The sequence below is a fragment of the Streptomyces hokutonensis genome (assembly GCF_000376565.1).
Taxonomy (GTDB): domain Bacteria; phylum Actinomycetota; class Actinomycetes; order Streptomycetales; family Streptomycetaceae; genus Streptomyces; species Streptomyces hokutonensis.
In genome coordinates this window covers 1-1,545 of the sequence record NZ_BARG01000162.1, presented here as the reverse complement: position 1 = coordinate 1,545, position 1,545 = coordinate 1, and the positions used below count along the sequence as shown (strand labels likewise).

1 protein-coding gene is annotated in these 1,545 nt (G+C 70.4%); it reads left to right on the top strand.

Going from position 1 to position 1,545, the window contains the following annotated elements; genetic code table 11:
* Positions 1 to 1,512: ISKra4 family transposase (locus tag SSP08S_RS54505; RefSeq protein ID WP_019076043.1), on the top strand; the 1,512-nt coding region annotated here is incomplete at its 5' end.
* Positions 1,513 to 1,545: the final 33 nt, after the last annotated feature.

The following is a 1,545-nucleotide window of genomic DNA, read 5'->3' as shown; positions in this document are numbered from 1 at the left end:
CCTGATGCGTATGCCGCCTCCCGCGGTGCCTTCGAACGCCTCATCTCGACGCTGGCCGGCGACCCGGCGCGGGGTATGGCCCATGACGAGCTGGAAGAACTGCTCGAACAGCAAGGACGTGAGTTGCTGCGGCAGTTGATGCAGGATCACCTCGACCTGCGGGCGAGGATGGAAGAGGCCGCGGCCCGCGTCAACGCGGGACCGCCGGTGGTGCGCGGGCCGGAAGGCCAGGCGCGGATCTGGCGGGAGACACGCCATCCCCGCTGGCTGACCTGTGTGTTCGGGCCGGTGCGGGTGACCAGGATCGCCTACCGGGGCCGGGGCCTGTCCAACGTGCACCCAGCCGATGCGGATCTGTCGCTGCCGGCCGGCCGGCACTCCCGCGGACTTGCCCGGCTCGCGGTCCTGGAAGCGGTCCGCGGCTCGTTCGACCAGGCCCAGGCCGCGGTCGAGCGCCGATGCGGCAAGGTGCTGGGCAAGCGCCGTCTCAAAGAGCTGGTGGTCGCCGCCACCGTTGACCTCGCCGCCTACTACGCGGCGAAGATCCCCACCCCGTGCACCCGGGAGATTCCGCTGGTCATCCAGATCGACGGCAAGGGTGTGGTGATGCGGCCCGAAGCACTGCGTGAGGCCACCCGCCGGGCCGCGGCCAAGAGCGCGGCGGCCGGACGGCGCGGACGCCTGGCTCCGGGGGAGAAACCCAACCGCAAGCGCATGGCGACCGTGGCCTGCATCTTCGACACCGTGCCCGCCCCGCGTCGGCCTCACGACATCGTCCATCCACCCGGCGGACGCAGCCAGACCCGGCCGGTCAGGCCAGGCCCGAAGGCCGAGCACAAGTGGTGCACCGCCTCTGTGATCCGTCCTCCAGAACTCGTCGTCGCCGACGCCTTCGACCAGGCCGAGGCCCGCGACCCGCAGCATCTGCGGAACTGGATCGTGCTCGTCGACGGCGCCCGCCACCAACTCGACCTGATCCAGGATGAAGCCGCCCGACGCGGCATCCACCTGCACGTCCTCCTCGACTTCGTTCACGTCGCCGAGTACTGCTGGACGGCAGCCCACGCCTTTCACCCGGTCGGCAGCCGCGCGGCCGAGACCTGGGCCGCGGACAAACTCACCGCGATCCTCGCCGGACACGCCGACCGCGCCGCCACCGAGATGACCGCCCAGGCCGAAACCGAACAGCTTCCCGCCACCCGCCGCGAGGCAGTCCTCACCTGTCACCGTTACCTCGTCGGCCACCTCGACCAGCTCCGTTACGACGCCGCTCTCGCGGCCGGCTGGCCGATCGCCACCGGCGCTGTCGAAGGCGCCTGCCGTCACTTGATCGCCGACCGCCTCGATATCACCGGCGCCCGCTGGGGTCTTGACGGTGCCGAAGCCGTCCTCCAACTCCGCGCCCTGATCACGAACGGCGACTTCGACAACTACTGGGCCTTCCACGCGGCCCGTGAACATCAACGCCTCTACCCCGGCCCCGACCAGCACAAGTGCAGCCTCACGGCTTGATCCCGACCGTCACTTCAGAGGATCCGCACCCAA